The 14,404-nt window shown below is 74.3% G+C and carries 14 protein-coding genes; 5 read left to right on the forward strand and 9 right to left on the reverse strand.

Annotated features, from left to right (window positions below; all coding sequences use genetic code 11):
• Positions 1–19: 19 nt before the first annotated feature.
• Positions 20–712: an alpha/beta fold hydrolase gene (locus tag ACGF0D_RS13420; RefSeq protein ID WP_392915650.1), complete on the forward strand. Its 693-nt coding sequence runs from the start codon at positions 20–22 to the stop codon at positions 710–712.
• Positions 713–778: 66 nt separating this feature from the next.
• On the opposite strand, the gene ACGF0D_RS13425 is transcribed toward ACGF0D_RS13420, so the two are convergent.
• Positions 779–2,227 carry a DUF2252 domain-containing protein gene (locus ACGF0D_RS13425; protein WP_392915653.1) on the reverse strand — a complete coding sequence of 483 codons (1,449 nt, stop codon included), beginning with the start codon at positions 2,225–2,227 and terminating at the stop codon, positions 779–781.
• A 244-nt stretch (positions 2,228–2,471) separates the two neighbouring features.
• Here ACGF0D_RS13425 and ACGF0D_RS13430 point away from each other — a divergent pair, with 244 nt between their 5' ends.
• Positions 2,472–2,906 (forward strand): DUF2809 domain-containing protein, encoded by a 435-nt coding sequence (locus tag ACGF0D_RS13430; protein ID WP_392915655.1) that lies wholly within the window; start codon positions 2,472–2,474, stop codon positions 2,904–2,906.
• 36 nt (positions 2,907–2,942) lie between these two features.
• Here the strand turns inward: ACGF0D_RS13430 and ACGF0D_RS13435 are convergent, their stop codons facing one another.
• Positions 2,943–3,725 carry an SGNH/GDSL hydrolase family protein gene (locus ACGF0D_RS13435; protein ID WP_392877958.1) on the reverse strand — a complete coding sequence of 261 codons (783 nt, stop codon included), beginning with the start codon at positions 3,723–3,725 and terminating at the stop codon, positions 2,943–2,945.
• Between the two features lie 217 nt (positions 3,726–3,942).
• Between ACGF0D_RS13435 and ACGF0D_RS13440 the strand changes: the two genes are divergently transcribed.
• Together ACGF0D_RS13440 and ddaH are read left to right on the forward strand one after the other, a co-directional pair.
• A complete protein-coding gene (locus ACGF0D_RS13440) occupies positions 3,943–4,836 on the forward strand; it encodes a 4Fe-4S domain-containing protein (protein ID WP_392915658.1) in 894 nt (297 codons plus the stop codon).
• Positions 4,837–5,062: 226 nt separating this feature from the next.
• On the forward strand, positions 5,063–5,890 hold the full coding sequence (gene ddaH / locus ACGF0D_RS13445; protein WP_392915661.1) for a dimethylargininase: 828 nt from the start codon (positions 5,063–5,065) through the stop codon (positions 5,888–5,890).
• On the opposite strand, the gene ACGF0D_RS13450 is transcribed toward ddaH, so the two are convergent.
• The 5 genes from ACGF0D_RS13450 to ACGF0D_RS13470 form a co-directional block, all read right to left on the reverse strand.
• A complete protein-coding gene (locus ACGF0D_RS13450; protein ID WP_392915664.1) occupies positions 5,877–6,596 on the reverse strand; it encodes a lactate utilization protein C in 720 nt (239 codons plus the stop codon). The two genes, ddaH and ACGF0D_RS13450, sit on opposite strands and share 14 nt — an antisense overlap.
• Positions 6,593–7,987, reverse strand: a complete 1,395-nt coding sequence (locus tag ACGF0D_RS13455; RefSeq protein WP_392915761.1) for a lactate utilization protein B — start codon at positions 7,985–7,987, stop codon at positions 6,593–6,595. Before ACGF0D_RS13455 ends, ACGF0D_RS13450 begins: the two co-directional genes overlap by 4 nt.
• A gap of 17 nt (positions 7,988–8,004) precedes the next feature.
• Positions 8,005–8,766 (reverse strand): (Fe-S)-binding protein, encoded by a 762-nt coding sequence (locus tag ACGF0D_RS13460; protein WP_392915667.1) that lies wholly within the window; start codon positions 8,764–8,766, stop codon positions 8,005–8,007.
• Between the two features lie 197 nt (positions 8,767–8,963).
• Positions 8,964–10,145: a globin domain-containing protein gene (locus tag ACGF0D_RS13465; RefSeq protein ID WP_392915670.1), complete on the reverse strand. Its 1,182-nt coding sequence runs from the start codon at positions 10,143–10,145 to the stop codon at positions 8,964–8,966.
• A 73-nt stretch (positions 10,146–10,218) separates the two neighbouring features.
• Positions 10,219–10,680: an RrF2 family transcriptional regulator gene (locus ACGF0D_RS13470; RefSeq protein ID WP_392877948.1), complete on the reverse strand. Its 462-nt coding sequence runs from the start codon at positions 10,678–10,680 to the stop codon at positions 10,219–10,221.
• A 265-nt stretch (positions 10,681–10,945) separates the two neighbouring features.
• Between ACGF0D_RS13470 and ACGF0D_RS13475 the strand changes: the two genes are divergently transcribed.
• Complete coding sequence (locus ACGF0D_RS13475; protein WP_392915673.1) at positions 10,946–12,556, forward strand: beta-propeller fold lactonase family protein; 1,611 nt, start codon at positions 10,946–10,948, stop codon at positions 12,554–12,556.
• Positions 12,557–12,817: 261 nt separating this feature from the next.
• Here ACGF0D_RS13475 and nagB read toward each other — a convergent pair whose 3' ends face one another.
• Together nagB and ACGF0D_RS13485 are read right to left on the reverse strand one after the other, a co-directional pair.
• A complete protein-coding gene (nagB, locus tag ACGF0D_RS13480; protein ID WP_392877944.1) occupies positions 12,818–13,600 on the reverse strand; it encodes a glucosamine-6-phosphate deaminase in 783 nt (260 codons plus the stop codon).
• A gap of 308 nt (positions 13,601–13,908) precedes the next feature.
• Positions 13,909–14,316, reverse strand: a complete 408-nt coding sequence (locus ACGF0D_RS13485) for a hypothetical protein (protein WP_392877942.1) — start codon at positions 14,314–14,316, stop codon at positions 13,909–13,911.
• Positions 14,317–14,404 lie beyond the last annotated feature (88 nt).

Below are 14,404 nucleotides of genomic sequence, written 5' to 3' on the forward strand. Positions count from 1 at the left end.
GGACCGTACTGTGGCGGGCATGACCGACGTACGGAACCGGACCGTGGACCTGCCCGGAGCGACGCTCGCCTACCGCGAGAGCGGGCGGCCCGGCGGACCGCCGCTGGTACTGCTGCACGCCCTCGGCGAACGCGCCGCCGACTGGGACACCGTCCTGCCGGACCTCGCCCCCGCCCACCGCGTGTACGCGCTCGACCTGCGCGGCCACGGCGACAGCTCCCGCACCGCCTTCTACTCCCTGGAGGCGATGCGGGACGACGTGCGGGCCTTCCTCGACGCCCTCGGCCTCGCCCGGGTCGACCTGGTCGGCCACTCGATGGGCGGCGCCGTCGCCTACCTGCTCGCCCAGGCCGCGCCGGTGCGGATCGACCGGCTGGTCCTGGAGGACATCCCCGCGCTGTACCCGCGCCCGGCGAGCGCGCTGCCCGAGGACCCGGACGCGGACGTGCACTTCGACTGGGCGATGGTCCGGGCGGTCCGGGCCCAGCTCGACGACCCCGACCCGGCCTGGCGGGCGGGCCTGGCCCGGATCACCGCCCGCACGCTGGCGGTGGCCGGCGGCCCGGCCAGCCACATCCCGCAGGAGCGGATCGCCGAACTCGCCCGGCTGATCCCGGACTGCCGCCTGGTCACCGTCGAGGCCGGGCACCTGGTGCACGCGGCCCGGCCGGCGGAGTTCGTCGCCGCGGTGGCGCCGTTCCTGGCCCGCTGAACCGCCGGGGCCGGGCCGCTGAACCGGGGGCCGGGCCACTGAACCGCCGGGCCCGGGCCGGGCGGATCAGACGCCGTGCTCGACGGGCAGCCGCCCGTTGCGCACCGCCGTCAGCAGGTCCGCGTGGTCGGCCTCGGTGCGGTCCGCGTAGGCCACCGCGAAGGCGGCGACCGCCTCGTCCAGCGCCTCGCTCTTGCCGCAGTACCCGGCCAGCAGGCCCGGGTCGACGGTGTGCGAGTGCGCCCGGGCCAGCAGGGCGCCGGTGATCCGGGCGTAGTCGTCCAACTGCGAGGGCTGCAGCGCGGCCGGGTCGACACTGCCCTTGCGGTTACGGAACTGCCGTACCTGGTACGGAAGTCCGTCGACGGTCGTCCAGCCCAGCAGGGTGTCGCTGACCACCTGCATGTGCTTCTGGCCGAGTACCACCCGGCGGCCCTCGTGCCCGTCCGGCTCCGACTGCGCCCCGGCCGGCAGGTACGGCAGCAGCGCGGACGGCCGGGCCTCCTTCACCTGCAGCACCAGCGGCTGGTCGCGGTGGTCGGTGAGCAGCACCACGTACGAGCGGGTGCCCACGCTGCCGGTGCCCACCACCCGGAACGCCACGTCCTGCACCCGGTAACGGGACAGCAGGGTGCGCACCTCGGCCGGCACCGTCTCGACGTACGGGCCGAGCGCGTGGGCGACGGCGCGGGCGGTCGCGTCGGTCACCTCGGTGAGCACCGGGGGAGCGGCCGTGAAGCGCCAACCGCCGTCCGCGGTCCGGGTGGTGCTGCGGGCGGCGAACCGCGCGCTGGTGTTGCCGAGCGCCTTCGCGCCGACCTTCCGCAGCACCTCGGCGAGGTCGTGCGCCTCGGCGAAGGAGACCAACTGCTCGTCCGCGATGGCGTTCCAGGCATCCAGTCCGGGGAGCTTGGCGAGCGTGCGCACGGTCCGGCGGTAGGAGCCCGCCACGTGCTGGGCGGCCTCGCGCGCGGTGGCCTCGCTCGCCCCGGTCTCCCGGGCGGCCAGCACCAGGCTGGCGGCGAGCCGCTTGAGGTCCCACTCCCAGGGACCGCGGACGGTCTCGTCGAAGTCGTTGATGTCCAGCACGATCTGGCCGCGCGCATCGCCGTACAGGCCGAAGTTCGCGGCGTGCGCGTCCCCGCAGAGCTGTGCGTTCACCCCGGTCACCGGGGTGAACGCGAGATCGGCGGCCATCAGCCCGGCCGAGCCGCGCAGGAAGGCGAACGGGGTCGCGGCCATCCGGCCGACGCGGATCGGCACCAGCCGGGCTATTCGGCCGGTGTTGGAGGCCTCCAGCGCGGTCACGGCCGTCGGCCGGTCGGGCGCGGGCGTGAACTCCGCGTGCCGCTCCCGGGGCACCCGCGTCCGCAGCTCCTTGCCGCGTTCCCGCGCCCGCCCGTCCTGCGCCGAGGCGAACCCGGCCACCGCGAACCCGCGCCGGGTCCGCTCGTCCCGCCCCGCCGTCGGCCCCGACTGTGCCTCGACCACCTCGGCCCCACCCACGTGCGCCACTTTCCCAGCCCGTCCCTTCCGGTCCTCACCCCGCCCGCGACCTGCGCGGACGTTCGTCCGGGGGATGGACGTACGGGGTGGCGCGGTGGTTCCGGGGGAGGGCGGTCCGCTTGCGGTGTGCGGCGGTGGTGCGGGGGGCGGGGAGGAGCGCGTGGGGCATGGGGGCGGACGTTGTGGGCAGGTGAAGGCCCCTGGGGGCAGCGTGCGTTCGGGGGAGGGTGAGGTGCCGGGTAGCGTGGTGCGGATGAACGATCTCGGGGGGAACGGTCTTCGGGCGCACCGGCGTACGCGCCTGGCGGCGGGGTGCGCCGCCGTGCTGACGGTGGTGGCCGGGCTGGGCGTGCGGGCGGTGCTGTGCGGGGAGTTCGCCAAGTGCGCCGGGGACGCGCTCTACACCGTCCTGCTGTACGCCCTGCTGGTGCTGGCCGTGCCGAGGGTGCGCCCCGGCCGGGCCGCCCTGCTGGCCGCCGCGCTCAGCTGGGCCGTGGAGCTGTTCCAGCTCACCGGTCTGCCGGACGCCTGGGGGCGGCACAGCACACTGGCCCGGCTGGTGCTGGGCTCGACCTTCAACCCGCCGGACCTGCTCTGGTACCTGGTCGGCGCGGGCTGCGCGGGCCTGCTCCACCGGCTGTTGCGGACCTCCCGGGTCGCAGCAGCCGGCGGAGCGGAAGCCGCCTGAGCGGAAGCCGCCTGAGCCGACCGTCCTGACGGGCCGTCAGAACGGAAGCAGCTCCGGTCGCTTGGGCTCGAGGTGGTCGCCCGATGACTCGCCGCGCAGGCGCCGGCCGACCCAGGGCAGCAGGTGCTCACGGGCCCACTGGATGTTCTCCCGCCGCTGGTCGGCGGGGCTGAGCGCGCGGGCGTTCGGCCACGGGGCCTCCGGGTCCTGCTCGGTGCGCAGGCCCAGCGAGCGGGCGGCCAGCAGGGCGACCCGCTGGTGGCCCTCGGGGGACAGGTGCAGGCGGTCCTCGCTCCACGCGTGGCGGTCCTGCACCGCGCGCAGCGACCACAGGTCGGCCACCTTGCAGCCGTTGCGGTCGGCGACGGCGCGCATGTGCCCGTTGTAGGTGGCGATCTTGCCGCGCAGGTGCTTCAGCAGCGGCACGTCCTTGGTGTCGAAGCCGGTGCAGATCAGCACCGTCCCGGCGTTCTCGGCGAGTTGGACGACGGCGGCCTCGAAGCGCTCGGCGACCTCGTCCGGGTCGGCGCCCGGCCGGAGGATGTCGTTGCCGCCGGCGCAGAAGGTGACCAGGTCGGGCTGGAGGCGCCGCACCTGCGGCACCTGCTCGGCGGTGATCTGGTCCAGCAGTCGGCCGCGCACCGCGAGGTTGGCGTAGCGGAAGGCGCCCGGCGGGCGTCCGGCGGCGAGGAGCCCGGCGAGGCGGTCGGCCCACCCGGCGAACCTGCCGTCGACGCCGGGATCGTTCAGGCCCTCGGTGAAGCTGTCCCCGAGGGCGGCATACGAATCGAGGTCAAGGGTCTCCTGGAGATTCGGCATGAAGGAGATAGTTCACCCAATCAAGTGACCTACGCCACCGTAGGTGACCCCGGCGGCACGTGAGATGGGCCACGTGCCCTCCTGGGGCCCTCCACGCGCTGAGAGAGCCGGTCCCCGGAAAGCACAAGATCCGCTCCCCCTTCCGCTTTCCGGCCGGTCCGGCGGATCCTCGAAGGGAGCGGCCGGACCGGCCGCCGTCCTTCTGGGGAAGGCATCCATGACCACCGACCCGCGCCCCGACCTGCCCGAGCACTGGTTTATCGACGACCGCTGCACCAACTGCGACGTCGCCCGGCAACTCGCGCCCGGCCTGGTCCGCGAGCACGAGGGCCGCTCCGAGCTGGTCCGCCAGCCGCGCGACGCGGCCGAGCGCCGGCAACTGCTCGCCGCCGCCCACGCCTGCCCGACCCGATCCATCCGCCCCGGCTCCGGCGCGCTGGACCGGGCCGGGGACCCGTTCCCGCTGGCCCTCGCCGACGACCTGCTGCTGCTCGGCCACAACTCCCGCCGCACCGCGGGCGCCAACTCCTACCTCTGCCGCCGCCCGGGCGGCTGGGTGATGGTGGACACGCCGCGCTACAGCGAGGCCCTCGCCGCCCGGTACGCCGCGCTCGGCCCAGTCACCGACGTCCTGCTCACCCACCGCGACCACGCCGCGCACGGCCGGGCGTACGCCGAGCGGTTCGGCGCCCGGCTCTGGATCCACGAGGGCGATCTGGCGGCCGCCCCCGACGCCGACCGGGTGCTGTGCGGCACCGGGCCGACGGAGGTCTCGCCCGGCCTGGTCGCCCACCCGTTCCCCGGCCACACCCGGGGCAGCGTGCTCTACCTCGCGGACGAGCGGTACTGCTTCAGCGGCGACAGCCTGTACTGGTCCCGCACCACCGGGGACATGGAGGTGGTGGAGTCGGTGACCTGGTACTCGATCGAGGAGCTCGCCGCCTCGCTGCGGCGCGGCATCGGTGTGCTGCGCTTCGAGTGGCTGCTGCCCGGCCACGGCGACCGCCGCCGGATGCCCGTCGAGGAGGCGGACCGCCGGCTGCGGGCGCTGGCCGAGCGGTGCGCGGAACTGCGGCCCGGGCCGGTGGACTTCGGCGCGGTGCGCTGGTAGCGACGGGCCGCCGGAGGCCCCGAAGGTCCCGGGTGCCCCGAAGGTCCCGCAGGCCCGGTGCGCCGGTGCCTGCGCCGGGTGCGCGGGGGCGTGCGACCGCTGGGAGCGCCCGTCCGGGTGTGCGAACGGTTCCGTCGGGGCAGCCGCCTTGGGAACGAAGGTGTTCGGCCCCGTGAACCCCGAACTCCGTGCGACGAACTCCCCGCGATCCAAGGATGGTTGAGCCATGCTCACGCAGACTCCGGAGCGCCACGCCCGGCCGCGGCGCTACCTGATGTGCCGGCCGACGCACTTCACCGTGGACTACGCGATCAACCCGTGGATGGACCCCTCCCAGCCCACCGACACCGCGCTCGCTCTGCGCCAGTGGGAACGGCTCTACTGGACGTACCGCCGGCTCGGCCACACCGTCGAGCTGATCGACCCGGTGCCCGGCCTGCCCGACATGGTGTACGCCGCCAACGGCGCCACCGTGCTGGACGGCCGGGCCCTGGTCGCCACCTTCCGCCACCCGGAGCGGGCCGCCGAGTCGGAGGCCTACCAGGCCTGGTTCCGCGAGCGCGGCTACCGCGAGGTGCGCCGCGCCGGGCACGTCAACGAGGGCGAGGGCGACCACCTGGTGGTGGGCCGCCGGATGCTCGCCGGGACGGGCTTCCGCACCTCGCGCGCCGCGCACGCCGAGGCCGGGGAGCTGTTCGACGTCCCCGTGGTCAGCCTGACCCTGGTCGACCCGCGCTTCTACCACCTGGACACCGCACTGGCGGTGCTCGGCGACGACCACGTCATGTACTACCCGGAGGCCTTCGACGCCGACAGCCGCTCGGTGCTGCGCGCGCTCTACCCGGACGCGATCCTCGCCGACCGCGCCGACGCCGAGGTGTTCGGGCTCAACGCGGTCTCCGACGGCCGCCGGGTGCTGCTGCCGGAGGCCGCCAAGAACCTGGCCGGCCGCCTGGTCGAGCACGGGTACCAGCCCGTCCCGGTGGACGTCTCGGAGCTGCTGAAGGGCGGCGGCGGGGCGAAGTGCTGCACCCTGGAACTCAGGCCGGAGTGAGGGTCCGCCCGGAGCCGGTTCCCGGCGCCGTGACCAGCAGCACCTCCAGGGTGCGCGGCCCGTGCACCCCCTCCACCCGGTCCAGCTCGATGTCGCTGGTGGCGGACGGCCCGGAGATCCAGGTCTGCGGCCGTACCGGATCGAGCCGCGGCAGCGCCAGCGGCACCGAGGCGACGACCTGCTCCGGCGCCCGCACCACACAGACGTGGTGGTCCGGGACGAGCGAGAGCAGCCGTCGCCCCTGGCCGGGGCCAGCGTCCAGCACGATCGTCCCGGTCTCGGCGACGGCCAGCGCGCAGCCGGTCACCACGCTGTCCACCGCGTCCAGCCGGGCGGCGGTCAACGTCCCGTCGTCCGGGAGGAGTTCGATCCCCTCGGCCTCGGCCGCGGTGAGCCAGGCGGGCGGCAGCCCGGCGGGCACCACGGCCGTCCGGCTGCCCCGCTCGACCAGCAACCCGGCGATCCTCCGGGGCAGTTCGTCCTCGGGGCAGCGGTGCACCAGGGCCCGGTAGTCGGCCAGGTTGCGGTGCAGCAGGTCGAGCAGCGCCGCCGGGTCGTCCGTCGGCACGTGTGCGGTCAGGTAGTCGCGGGGCAGTGGCTGTTCGGCGACGGCGGCGCTGTCGCCGAGCGCGGCCCGGATCCGGCCGAGGACCAACTCTCGGGAGCCGGAGGGCCGTTCGGTCGGGTTGCGGTCGGACGTGGTCATCTGCGGTTCCTCCGCCACCAGTCGCGGAACGGTTCGGCCGGCACCTCCGGCAGGTCCCGGGTGTCGCTCCAGGCCCGTCCGGGCCCGGGCAGCCGGCGCGGGTGCAGCCGCCGGGTGCGGCCGGCCAGCCGCTCGGCGGCGGTGAGTGCCGCCGGGTGGTCCAGCACGAACCCGGCGGCCGCCATCGCGGCCCGCTCCAGCGGGTGCCCGCCCTGCTCGGCGACCCGCTCGCGCAGGTGCACCAGCACCTCGGGGATGTCGATCGCCACCGGGCAGACCTCGTAGCAGGCCCCGCAGAGCGAGGAGGCGTACGGCAGCGAGGCGTCCACCGGGCTCGCGGTGCCGCGCAGTTGGGGCGTCAGGATGGCGCCGATCGGCCCCGGGTAGACCGAGCCGTAGGCGTGCCCGCCGGCCCGCTCGTACACCGGGCAGACGTTGAGGCAGGCCGAGCAGCGGATGCAGCGCAGCGCCTGGCGGCCGACCTGGTCGGCGAGCGCGGTGGTGCGGCCGTTGTCCAGCAGCACCAGGTGGAACTCGGACGGGCCGTCGCCCGCCGTCGTCCCGGTCCAGAGCGAGGTGTAGGGGTTCATCCGCTCGGCCGTGGAGGAGCGGGGGAGCAGTTGGAGGAAGACCTCCAGGTCCCGCCAGGTCGGCACGACCTTCTCGATCCCGACCACCGAGATCAGCGTGCGCGGCAGGGTGAGGCACATCCGGCCGTTGCCCTCGGACTCGACCACCACCAGGGTGCCGGTCTCGGCGACCATGAAGTTGGCGCCGGAGACGGCGACTTCGGCGCGCAGGAACTTCTCCCGCAGGTGCAGCCGGGCGGCCTCGGCGAGTTCCGCGGGGGAGTCGGTGAGGCCCTCGGGCGCCGGGCGGCCCCAGGCGGCCATCCGGTCGGCGAAGATCTCCCGGATCTCGGCGCGGTTGCGGTGGATCGCCGGCACCAGGATGTGCGAGGGCCGGTCGTCGCCCAACTGCACGATCAGCTCGGCGAGATCGGTCTCGTAGGCGGTGATCCCCTCGGCCGCCAGCGCCTCGTTGAGCTCGATCTCCTGGGTGGCCATGGACTTGACCTTGACGACCTCGGTCCGACCGGTGGCCCTGACCAGTCCGGCGACGATCCGGTTGGCCTCCTCGGCGTCGGCGGCCCAGTGCACGGTGCCGCCGGCCGCCGTGACGGACTCCTCCAACTGCACCAGGTAGCGGTCGAGGTGGCGCAGCGTGTGGTCCTTGATCGCCTTCCCCGCGGCGCGCAGCCGCGCCCAGTCGGCGAGTTCGGCGACGGCCCGGGCCCGTTTGTCGCGGATGGTGTGGGTGGCGTGCCGCAGGTTGGCGCGCAGCCGCTCGTCCCGTACGGCCCCGGCGGCGGCCTCGGGGAAGGCGGGCATGCCGAGGAACGCGTGACTCACGACGGCCTCCAGGGGTCTTCCTCGGTGCCGGCCAGGATCTCCGCCAGGTGCAGCGGCCGCAGCGGTGCGCCCCGGCGGCGCAGGGTGCCGCCGAGGTGGAGCAGGCAGGAGTTGTCGGCGCCGCACAGCACGCGGGCGCCGGTGCCCAGCGCGTTGGCGATCTTGTCCTCGGCCATGGCGGCCGACACCGCCGCGTTCTTGACCGCGAAGGTGCCGCCGAAGCCGCAGCACTCCTCCGCCCCGGGCAGCTCGACCAGTTCCAGGCCCCTGACGGCGCCCAGCAGCCGGCGCGGGCGCTCGCCGAGGCCGAGCAGGCGCAGGCCGTGGCAGGACGGGTGGTAGGTGACGGTGTGCGGGAAGTACGCGCCGACGTCCTCGACGCCGAGCACGTCGGTCAGGAACTCGGTCAGTTCGACCACCCGGGGCACCAGCGCGGTGGCCAGGTCGGCGAGTTCGGTGCCCCGGCCCTCGGTGGCGGCCCGGGCGCCGATCCGGGGGTAGTTGTCCCGGACCATCGCCACACAGGAGCCCGAGGGCGTCACCACGTGGTCGTACCCGGCGAAGGCCCTCGCCGTCCGCCGGAGCAGCGGCTCGCAGGCTCTGCGGTAGCCGGTGTTGTACTGCGGCTGCCCGCAACAGGTCTGCCCGGCGGGGAAGTCCACCGTCACGCCGAGCCGTTCCAGCAGCCGGACGGTGGCCACCGCCGTGGCGGGGAACAGCGCGTCGTTGACGCAGGTGGCGAACAGCGCGACCCGCATCCGGGCTCCCTCCTGCCGAGCTCCTGCCGAGCTCCTGCCGAAATCCTGCCGAACTCCCGGCGGACGTACGGACGTACGCGCGCACGGACGGCGCCGGAAGCCGAACGGCACCGGGCCGCTCGTGATCGTACCGAGCGGACCGGTGCCGCGGTGGGACGTCGGGCGCCGAGCCGGGGCTCAGGCCCGGGGGCCGGGACTCAGGCGCCGAGCCACAGGTCCGGGCCGAACACCTCGTAGTGGATGTCCGCCGCCGGGACGCCCGCGGTCAGCAGCTGCTCGCGGACGGCGCGCAGGAAGGGGAGCGGGCCGCAGAGGTAGGCGGTGGTGCCGGCCGGGACCTCGACGGTGGAGAGGTCCACCCGGCCGGTGCGCTCGGCCGGCCACTCGCCGAGCGGCTGCTCGTAGAAGACGTGCGAGGTGGCGTTCGGCAGCGTGGTGGTGAGCTGCGCGAGCTCGGCCCGGAAGGCGTGGCTCAGCTGGTCGCGGTCACCGTGGACGGAGACGATCCGCCGGGTGGAGCCGGTGGCGGCCAGGTGGTCGAGCATGGCGGTCATCGGGGTGTTGCCGATGCCGGCGGAGGCGAGCAGCACCGGGCCGTCGCCGTCGGCCAGGGCGATGTCACCCAGCGGGGGCGCCAGCTCGATGGAGTCGCCGGCCTTCAGGTGGTCGTGCAGGTGGCCGGAGACCTCGCCGCCGTCCTCGCGCTTGACGCTGAAGCGCAGCGCGCCGTCGGCGCCGCCGGAGAGGCTGTACTGGCGGATCTGGTGGGCGCCGTCGGCCAGTTCGGTGCGTACCGAGACGTACTGGCCGGGGCGGAAGGCGGGCACCGGGTGGCCGTCGGTCGGGCGGACCAGGTAGGTGGTGACGGCCTCGGTCTCCTGGACGCGGGCGACGACGGTGTAGGTGCGCCACAGGTCGGCCGGGTCACCGCCGGCGGCGACCTCGGCGCGCAGCCGGTCCTCGATGGCGATCAGCGCGTTGGCCATCAGCCAGTAGACCTCGTCCCAGGCGGCGGCGACCTCGGGGGTGACGGCCTCGCCGAGCACCTCCACGATGGCGGCGAACAGGTGCTCGTGGACGATCTTGTACTGGTCGTTGCTGATGCCGACGGAGACGTGCTTGTGGGCGATGCGGGCGAGCATCGCGTCCGGCCGCTGGTCCGGGTTGGCGATCAGCGCGGTGGCGAAGGCGGCTATCGAGCCGGCCAGGGCCTCGCGCTGGCTGCCGTTGGCCTGGTTGCCCCGGTTGAAGAGGTCGCGCAGCAGCTCCGGGTGCGCGGCGAACATCCGGTCGTAGAAGCGCGGGGTGATGTCACCGATGGCGGCGCCCACGACGGGCAGGGTGGCCTCGATGACCTCGGCGGACTTCGCGGACAGCATCAGACGGCTCCTAATTGGTATCTGAGATGCGTATTAAAGGCCGCAGGGTGGTGCGCGGCCCGGGGTGGGCTGATCAGCCGGTGGGTCCGGCGGTCCCGGTGGGTGCGGTGGTCAGGTTGAGCAGGACCGGACCGGTGGGGGAGGCCACCAGATCGGCGACCGAGAGGTGGTCGAGTGCCGCGAAGAACGCCTCCTGGGCGCCCCGCAGTGCCCCGCGCAGCCGGCACGCGGCCCGCAGCGGACACGGTGGGTCGTCCTCGCAGCCGACCACGTCGCCGACCCCCTCCAGCTCCCGCAGCAGCAGCCCGAGCGAACCGGTCCGCCCGGCGAAGGTGAGCATCAGCCCGCCGCCGCGACCGCGTCGGGCCTCCACCACTCCCAGGTGCTGCAGCCGGCTGACCACCTTCGCCGCGTGGGTGTACGGCACACCGACCGACTCGGCCACCTCGCGGGTGGTCGGGGTCTCGCCCTCGCCCAGGACGGCCAGTCGCATGGCGATCCGGAGGGCGATGTCGGTGCTCTTGGTCAGCCTCACGTTCGAAACGCTATCGAATGCGACTCTCCAACTCCAATTTTCTGCACGACTTCGATCGAGACCCTCGTCACACCGGTTCGAAGGGGGTGCTTGCGATCGAATCTGAACAGTTGGCGACATTAGTGGTCACTCCCTGACGGAATGTCAGGGCGGCTCTTACGCTTCCCCCGGCTCCGAACGCCACCACATCCGCACCGTTCGTACCGCCGAGCAGCTGGAGAGATCCGTGAGAACAGCCCGCACACCCCGTCGTACCCGGACGGCCGTGGCCGCGATAACCGCGACCACGGCCGCGCTGCTGGCGCTGCCCGCGACGGCCGAGGCCGTCACGCCGCCGCCGAGCGTCGCCGCGCACGTGGCGGTGGCGCCGTACCCGGCGGGCGTCGCGCTGACGCCGGACGGCCACCACGCCTACGTGACCAGCCAGAGCAGCGGCGCGGTCAGCGTGCTGGACACCGCGAGCAACACCGTTTCCGGCACCTTCACCGCCGGGACGGGCTCGTACGCCGTGGCCGTCTCGCCCGACGGGCACCGGGCCTACCTGACGCACCACCTGGACAACACCGTCAGCGTCGTGGACACCGCCACCGACACCGTCACCGCGACCGTCCCGGTCGGCGCCCAGCCCTGGGGCCTCGCCCTCTCCCCGGACGGCTCCCGCGCCTACGTGAGCAACGCCGCCGCCGGCACCGTGAGCGTGCTGGACACGTCGTCCGCCACCGTGACCGCGACCGTCCCGGTCGGCGCCGAACCGCACGGACTGGCCCTCTCCGCGGACGGCACCCGGCTGTACGTCGCCGCCTCCGGCGCCAAGGCGGTCACCGTGGTCGACACCGCGACCGGCACGGTGAGCGGCACCGTCCCGGTCGGCCACAGCGCCTTCGGCCTCGCGCTCAGCCCGGACGGCACCCGGCTGTGGGCCGCCGACGGCGACGACGCCACCACCGCGGTGATCGACACCGCGGCCGGCACGGTCCTCGGCACCGTCGCGGTCGGCTCCGGCCCCTACGCCGTGGCCCTCTCCCCGGACGGCGCGGCGGCCTACGTCTCCAACTACGCCGACAACACCCTCAGCGTGGTGGACACCGCGAGCCGGACGGTCACCGCGACCGTCCCGGTGGGCGCGAGCCCGTACAGCCTGGCCCTGACCGCCGACGGGCGGCACGGCTACCTCGCCGACTTCACCGGCAACGCCGTCGACGTGGTGAACTTCCCGCTCCCGGTGCCGGACGTGACCGCGATCAGCCCGAACGGCGGCTCCGGGCTGGGCGGCACCACGGTGACCATCACCGGCACCGACCTGGCCGGCGCCACCGGTGTGACCTTCGGCGCGGCCGGCGCCGCCACCTCCTTCAGCTGCACCAAGGCGAGCTGCACCGCGACCGCCCCCGCCACCACCGTCACCGGGCCGGTGGACGTCCGGGTCACCGCGCCCGGCGGTACCAGCGCCGTCGTCGCCGCCGACCGCTTCACCTACACCGCCCCCGCCGCCCACCTGGGTGTCGCCCTCACCGCGACCCCGGTGACCGGGCTGCTCTCCAGCCGGGTCGACTACACCGTCACCCTCACCGGCCAGGGCCCCGACCCGGTGACCACGGCCACCGTCGCCGCCGACCTGCCCGCCGGGCTGAGCGCGACCTCTGGCGACTGCACGATCGCGGGCGGGAAGCTCGGCTGCGCGCTGACCGCGCCGCTGGCCAAGGGCGCGAGCACCACCCGGCACTTCTCGATCACGGTCGGCCTGTTCTCGCTGCTCCGCAGCTGGGACGTCACCGTGGCCCGCACCGCCGGGGTGCCCGCCGACCCGTCGCCCGCCACCAGCCGGGCCACCCGCAGCTGCAGCGCCGTCCTCGGCCTGCTGGTCACCTGCAAGTAGCGCCTGCCGGCCGCGTACGGGCAGCCGCGTCAGGCCCCGCCGAAACCCTTCGGCGGGGCCCGACGCGTCCCGACGCTGCCTGACGCCGGCCTGGCCGGCGAACACCGACCGGCTCCGCAGGTGCCGAAGCACGTGGAAAGCGGCCGGGGCGCCGGCCGCCGAGGGGATCCGGTGGCCGGCGCCCCGGGTGTCACGGCGTCGGAACGCTCAGAGCCGTCGGAACGCTCAGGACTGTCGGAACGCTCAGGGCTGTCGGAACGATCAGAGCTTCTGCCAGGCCGGCTTGGCCGCGTAGGTGTCGCGGAAGTAGTCGGCGAGCTTGAGGCGGGAGGCGGCGGCCTCGTCCACCACCACGGTGGCGTGCGGGTGCAGCTGGAGCGCGGAGGCGGGGACGGCCGCGGACAGCGGGCCCTCGACGGAGAGCGCGACGGCCTCGGCCTTGGCCTCGCCGGTGGCCAGCAGGACCAGGTGACGGGCCTCCAGGATGGTGCCGATGCCCTGGGTGATGACGTGGTGCGGGACCTGGTCGATGCTGTCGAAGAAGCGGGCGTTGTCCTCGCGGGTCTGCCGGGTGAGGGTCTTGATCCGGGTCCGGGAGGAGAGCGAGGAGCAGGGCTCGTTGAAGCCGATGTGGCCGTCCGTGCCGATGCCGAGCAGCTGGAGGTCGACGCCGCCGGCCTCGGCCAGCGCGCGGTCGTAGGCGGTGGCCGCCGCGGCGATGTCGGACGCGTTGCCGTCCGGGCCCAGGAAGGACTCCTCGGTCAGGCCGAGCGGCTCCACGACCTCGCGCAGCACCACCGAGCGGTAGGACTCCGGGTGGCCGGCGGGCAGGCCGACGTACTCGTCCAGCTGGCAGATGCGCGCCTCGGCGGCGTCCAGCCGGCCGTCGCGGACCCGCTCGGCCAGGGCCTGGTAGATCGGCAGCGGCGTCGAGCCGGTCGCCACGCCGAGCAGGGCGTCGGGCTTGTCGGTCAGCAGATCGGTGATCGCCGCGGCGATGAGTTCGCCGGCCGCACGGGCGTCAGGGACGATCACGATTTCCATACTGGGTCCACCGTTCTGAGGCGAGTCTGAGGTCTAGACCTCCGAGGTCTAGACCAGTTTGCCGTGTGGGGGTGCCCCAGGTCCACCCGGGTTCGGGCCCGGGTGATCTTCCGACTGTCGCGCCTTCTGCCTGGTGGGAACGGTGGGGGGGGGGGGGGGGGGGGGGGGGGGGGGGGGGGGGGCGCCCCCCCCCCCCCGGCCCCGGTGGCCCTGCTGTTCACTGCTTCCCGCCCCGGGTCGTCCGGACGGCTGCCCGGTCGTACGGACGGCGTGGGGGTGGCGGGTGCGGTGCCTCGGCGGCCCCGCGGTCAGAACGGGTTGGTACAGGTGGTGGTCTGCTTGGTGATGTCCAGCGCGGGGCCGGCGGTCGCGCAGATCATGCGCGGGGCGGTCGCGGTGACCCGCGGGGTGACCGCCTTGGCGGAGCCGAACTGCACGGTGGTCGCGGTGGCGACCGTCTCCCACGGGCTGCCCCAGGCGGACTGGGTGCGGACGTCCACCCGAACCATCGTCAACTGACCGGGGTCGGCGCTGACCTGGGCGACGCCCACGATGCCCGCGCCGTCGGCCTGGTGCGAGATGCAGGGTCGGTTGAGCACCGAGGCGCAGACCGCGGCGTCGGTTCCGGTCGTGGTGGTGGCGGCTATCGCCGGAGCCGCGGCCAGGGCGGTGATCCCTGCCGCCGCCAGTGCCACAGCTGCGATCCGAGCGCGCATGATGCGAACCTCCTTGGAAATTAAGGGAATCTCACTCCTTGAGATGAGTCTTGCACACATCATGGACGTCGTGTGTGTGCGTTGCGTC

The organism is Kitasatospora sp. NPDC048298 (assembly GCF_043201465.1).
In the GTDB taxonomy this organism is placed as follows: domain Bacteria; phylum Actinomycetota; class Actinomycetes; order Streptomycetales; family Streptomycetaceae; genus Kitasatospora.